Genomic DNA, 5,316 nt, shown 5'->3' with positions numbered 1-5,316 from the left:
CGCGGCCCGCGCTGATGCGACGCGGGATCGTCGTGCGGTCGCTTACGCCGGGCCCGCGCGGCCGCCCCCACATGGGATCCATCCGGCGCGGACCGGCAATCTGCCTTGTGGACACACAACGCTGGAGGGTTCGACTTAGGCTTGTCGTCGACGTGGTCGTCGGCGACGCCGATAGCCGCACCAGACTACGGGCGTACGAGCGCTTGCGCCTCGCGGCCCGCCTTCGCCCAGGACAGGGCGTCGGCTTCGGCGGAAGGCGCATCGGGAAGGCCCAATTAGTCGCCACGCGCCTCACTGCCTCCGAGGACCGCATCAATTTTTTCATCGCGGCCCAAGCTCCCCGGGAACACCCGAGCGGCGAGGTCAGCGTAGGCGCCCGGAACGTTCAGCCCATCCGAGCGCGGGCGTTGGTGGCGGACGCCATGTCGGGAGCGCGGCGCGGCAGCACGAAGCGTGCACACATGCTCAACGACTCAAGCTTCAGCAACAGGTATTCGGCGAAGGCGTTCACCGCGGCGTTGCTCGCCGTGTAGATAGACCGCAGGGGCAGCGAGCACAGCGTCACGCTCGACGTGACGTTGACGAACCTCTCAGACACCGCGGATGAAATGCAGTCCAGGACGATATGGCTGAAGTTCCTGATCTTCGTGAACGAGCCCGCGAACACCTTGCATTGGCTCAGAAGCACCTTGCTTCAGGTGACGAAGTTCGATTGCGCTACGCTGCGCTCGAACTGCGAATGTGCATTGAGGCGCTCGCCTATAGTCTTCTGAAGCTCCATCGCAGCGAAGCTTCTCTGAATCTCATGGGCACATGGCAGCCTGACAGAATGCTCAAAGAGCTCGCTGAAATCGTGCGAGGTGTCACAGGCCGTAGAGATTTTGAACTCACAGTCCCAGAAATTGGGTCTATCAAAATAACTGAATACCGTCTTGACGGGCCGTGGGTTCGCCGTCGTTATCAAAAAATCGGAAGCCTTCTACACGTACCAATGCTGCGACAGCTTGAGACCGCAACCGAGCCGACAGCGGAGAAAATTCGATCCCAATGTGACGAAATCGAGAAGGTTTTGTCTATAATACTTAGATCAGAAGGATTTGATATTAAAATTGAACGACTTTGTGGCTGGCCATGCACTTACAATGGATGCGCATATGTCATAGAAAAGGACTATGACTGGTTCGACAACCATACTCAAACAACTTGTCCCGAGTGTGGCGCAGTTCATATAGTTGAAATATGCGATGAATACATAAGATATAAAATAAAGACTGAGTACTGTCTTTGCACTACTTGCGGTACGGTTAACCAGACACCGACCCATGAGACGTCCCCCGGATCTATAATTGCCTGCAAATGCTGTTCGGAGAAGTTCGAGCTGTTCAATTTGATAAGGTTCCGAGCGATCAGCTCTTAATATATTTGAGTGCGAACAACTGATGATGGCATGTCCAAACAACGAATGACAAAGACCTACAAGCGAGGACTGGAGTGCACAGGTGATAATCTCAAATCCAGTCACGCCCTGGATGGCAGTGAGCGGCTCGCCGCGACCAACGGCATCTCCGTAGCCAGCACTCCCGTGGAACCTTTTGCATCGGGACCAAGCGCGCTTGGATGTGATCGTCGACGCCAACGACGTCAGACGCTGGCGACGTCGACTGCCTTCTCGGCGAGCATCGCCACGCGCGCCCGCTGCACGGTCGAGGTGCCAGCACCGGTTCGGCGCGCCGTCTCGCGGATGCTGACCCCGGATGCCAGCAGCGTGCGGACCGCCTCGGCCTTGCTTTCGTCGATGGGCGGGCGCCCGAGGCGCGTTCCCTTCGCCCTTGTGCGTTCCAGCCCCGCCAGCACCCGGTCTCGGATCATAGCCCTCTCGAACTCGCTGAAGACCGCGATCATGGAAAAGAGTGCCCGGCCGGACGGCGTCGTCGAGTCGAGCGCTTGGGTGTGGCAGTAGAGGCCGACCCCGCGGGCCTGGATTTCGGCAAGGAAGCCTACGAGGTCCTGGAGCGAGCGTCCGAGGCGACAGATCGACCAGACCGCGATGACGTCGAACTCCCGGCGGGCAACTCCACGCAGGAGGGCATCGAAGCCCGGCCGCCGATCCCGCCCTTTGGTGCCGGACACACCCGCATCGGTATGGACGGCGACCACTGTCCAGCCGAGCCGCGGCCCGACCTCGGTCAACTGCCGGAGCTGGTTCTCGGTCGTCTGACCCTTGTCGGTCGACGTTCTGGCGTAGATGGCGACGCGCTGCATCTTTGCACGCTGCCTCCGATCCCGACGTCGTCAACCAAAACCAGATGATTGCGGGACACCGCTGAAGGAGGCGCTCCGCAGAGGGAAACGGGCGAGCGAAAACGAGGGGGATTCTGGGACAGGAGGCTTCAGACAGCCGCTGAATGAACGGACCGCCATCAGACGTATAGGCCGAACGGCCTCAGGCCGACGTCGTCGACGATACCTGGGCGCCGTTTTGATGCACGTCGCCGAGTGGCCATCGATATCGATGGCGACACCGTCATCACACCGTTGATGGCAACATCCATCAGTAAGAAAATTTTCGTCATCGGCACAACGGGTCTAGCCGAAGCTGAGGATTGGCTTCCGCCTTGGGGGGGCTGCTTGCGACCCCATCCAGACGCTCAGACCACCCTTGGCCATTCTCAAAAGCGGCTGTTCGTCCGCCGCCCGGGAACTGCGTGTCAGACTGGAAACCTGAACTTGAGCGCCTCATGATACCACTATGAGAAGACGCACTCTCGTTCGCTCACTTGGTGCATCGGCCATCGGGCTGATTGCAGTTCTCGGTACCTGCTTCTGGCTTAAGCGTCCTGAGCACGTGTTCTTGCCAACTCTCGCACAGGGATTGCCTGCCGAGTTCCAGAAGGCCAACGAAATTTTTAAGGCTCGTGTAAACGAGAATTTCCCGGTTGGCTCATCAGCGACAGTGTTAGTACAGCGACTCCAGGCGGATGGTTTTAAGAAGCATGGACCATTCAGGGAAAAGCCTGACAAATCTGAAATGTATTCGGCAAACTTTGTGCAGCCGGGATTTCCTTGCAAGCTTACCTGGGCGATTTATTGGCGTTCGGAGAATGATAAACTCACCTTGGTGATGAGCAGCTACACCGGCACGTGCCTATGAAAGGACTATCCTTCGTCTCTCAAATACAATTCAAGTAAAATACCAGATCTACTTAGAAAGTTTCTCAATCCGGATTTCACATCGTTCTCTCCATGTGCGCGGCAAAACATTGACTGCCGCACTCGTCGGCAACGCATAAAATTCGAGATTTCGATAACTCCAGGCGTATGGATTGCAGCCCTTGAGCGCCGCGGTATGTAGAAAATTCTGAAAATCTTGCGGGGCTTTGCGGATAGATACGAAGAATGAGTGCTCATCAACCTCGTCCGCTTCAAACGCGAGGACAGCACGATGCCTAATACTATCTGCAATTAGCCCAACAATTATGGTCGGCATAAGAATGCCAAGGACAACGAATGCCGTCGGCCGAAAGACAGTCGGGATCATGTTCCTGGGGAACTTCATGACGACCAAGGTGGAGGCCACTACGGAGATAACGGCGATCACTCGCCAGAAAGGAATACCGAGCCGGTCAGCCCACCTCGTCGCAAGACCGATCGGTTGCAATGGATCGCCGAAAATCAACACGGTGAGAGTGAGATATGAAAGCGCCGCCAACCAAAGCTTCACTATCAACCTCTCTGCCTGAGCTTGCGTCTCTAGGCGCTTCAACCTTGAGAACAAAGAAGCGCACCGTGGTCACTTAACGCGTATTACTATGAAGGTCACTATGCGCGCCACGATGCCCGCTTCGAAGCCTTGCCGCCCGAAAGCAGACCAGCGGGAAACCACCCAGAGCAGCCATCCCGCTTCCAACCCGTGGCAGGCACTATGACCTTGGTCGCCTCTTCCCCGAAGCGACCATTCCTCGTCAGTCAGGCAACTCCGGCTGGGACAATGCGCATCTTGAAGCTCCGGTCGCGCCGCGTACCGCCTATGAGGGACGGCACGGAACTCGTCAGCCCGTGATCAACGCAGGGATGCAGACGAAAAAGCGTCCCCGAAACCTGTGATCCGTTTTTACAACTTGTAAGCCATATTCCTGCCTATGATAGGCGGAAGCTTCGCGCGGCAGGGGAGTAGCCCTCAGCCTGCGTGTGTGAAGACCACATGCCGATCACGCAGCAGGCAATTAATTCAGCGAGGCGCGCAGAGATGACAAGCACTGAGCGACCCGCCGACGAATTGGTGCCGGGCCTCATCCTGACTCAACTTTTCCGCGCCGAGGCGGACTTCCTGTCTGCCGTGACGGTGACGCTGGCTACCTGGGGACGCAGGCCCGAGGGAGAGGTGAGGCTGCGCCTCTCTCGCGAGCCACACGATCTCAAGCCCCGCCTGCGCTCGTGGACGAGCGTGTTCGGATCACGCCAACGCAGCTACTATCACGCCCTAAAAAACCAACACAGGGAACCCCTTGTCGATCTGACGCTCGCAGCAGACGAGATCGCCGACAACATGTCGGTCACGCTCCACCTGCCCAAGCCAGTCGTTCGCTCTGGCGATCTGCTCAACTTGACCATTGAGGCTGTTGGTTCTCGGCCCGGTGCCGCCACCACGGCATGGTTGTCGAGTGGGGCTGAGCGCATTGGTGGCCATGTCGCGCTGTATTGTAGACAATTCGATCAGCTTGAGTACGGCCTGCGCGCCAGCGCCACCTACATACCGCTGATGGCCGACACACCGGTCCCGACGCACCTGATGTGGAGCCCGGTCACGCAGTGCAATCTCAACTGCGTCCACTGCATCTCGCGCGATACGCGCAAGACGGTCCAGCGCTTGCCAGAGACGATCCGGGACCAGATCCGGTCCTGGGCCACTGCCGGGCACCTCAAGGAACTCGCGTGCGACTACAGCGGCGACATCCTCTGGGCGGACGCGCGCCACGGCGGCGAACTCGATTTTCTGATCGGCCTCGATGTGCCGTTCGTCATCGACACCAACGGCACCCATCTCACTCCGGAGGCCAGCGAGCGTCTGTCGCGTTCGAAGCTCGACCACCTGAGCATCTCCCTGGATGCCGCGACCGACGAGACGTTCCGACGCGTGCGCAAGGGCGCCCCACCGTTGGCTGATGTGATTGAGAACGTCCGTTCCACGGTCGAAGCGCGGGGGCGGGTCGGCGGCACACACCGCATCGCCATCAGCTACGTGTTGATGCGCAGCAACATTGATGAGTTCCCCGACTTCCTCCGACTCGCCCAATCAGTGGGTGTGGAGATCGTCTA

The 5,316-nt window shown here is 58.4% G+C and carries 5 protein-coding genes; 2 read left to right on the top strand and 3 right to left on the bottom strand.

Features of this window, described 5'->3' with window-relative positions:
* Nucleotides 1-385 precede the first annotated feature (385 nt).
* A complete protein-coding gene (locus I53_RS30425) occupies nucleotides 386-688 on the bottom strand; it encodes a hypothetical protein (RefSeq protein WP_051044797.1) in 303 nt (100 codons plus the stop codon).
* Nucleotides 689-1,641: 953 nt separating this feature from the next.
* Nucleotides 1,642-2,262, bottom strand: a complete 621-nt coding sequence (locus I53_RS13000) for a recombinase family protein (protein WP_043351348.1) — start codon at nucleotides 2,260-2,262, stop codon at nucleotides 1,642-1,644.
* Between the two features lie 487 nt (nucleotides 2,263-2,749).
* Between I53_RS13000 and I53_RS33185 the strand changes: the two genes are divergently transcribed.
* Entirely contained in the window at nucleotides 2,750-3,151 is a 402-nt protein-coding gene (locus tag I53_RS33185; RefSeq protein WP_139231683.1) for a hypothetical protein, read from the top strand.
* Between the two features lie 48 nt (nucleotides 3,152-3,199).
* On the opposite strand, the gene I53_RS33180 is transcribed toward I53_RS33185, so the two are convergent.
* Nucleotides 3,200-3,721: a hypothetical protein gene (locus I53_RS33180; RefSeq protein WP_148291132.1), complete on the bottom strand. Its 522-nt coding sequence runs from the start codon at nucleotides 3,719-3,721 to the stop codon at nucleotides 3,200-3,202.
* A gap of 480 nt (nucleotides 3,722-4,201) precedes the next feature.
* On the opposite strand from I53_RS33180, the gene I53_RS12995 reads away from it, so the two are divergent.
* Nucleotides 4,202-5,316: radical SAM protein (locus I53_RS12995; RefSeq protein ID WP_148291131.1), on the top strand; the 1,115-nt coding region annotated here is incomplete at its 3' end.

Origin of the sequence: Methylobacterium sp. B1 (genome assembly GCF_000333255.1) — a bacterium.
Lineage (GTDB): Bacteria > Pseudomonadota > Alphaproteobacteria > Rhizobiales > Beijerinckiaceae > Methylobacterium > Methylobacterium fujisawaense.
This window is presented reverse-complemented; position numbering and strand designations above follow the sequence as displayed.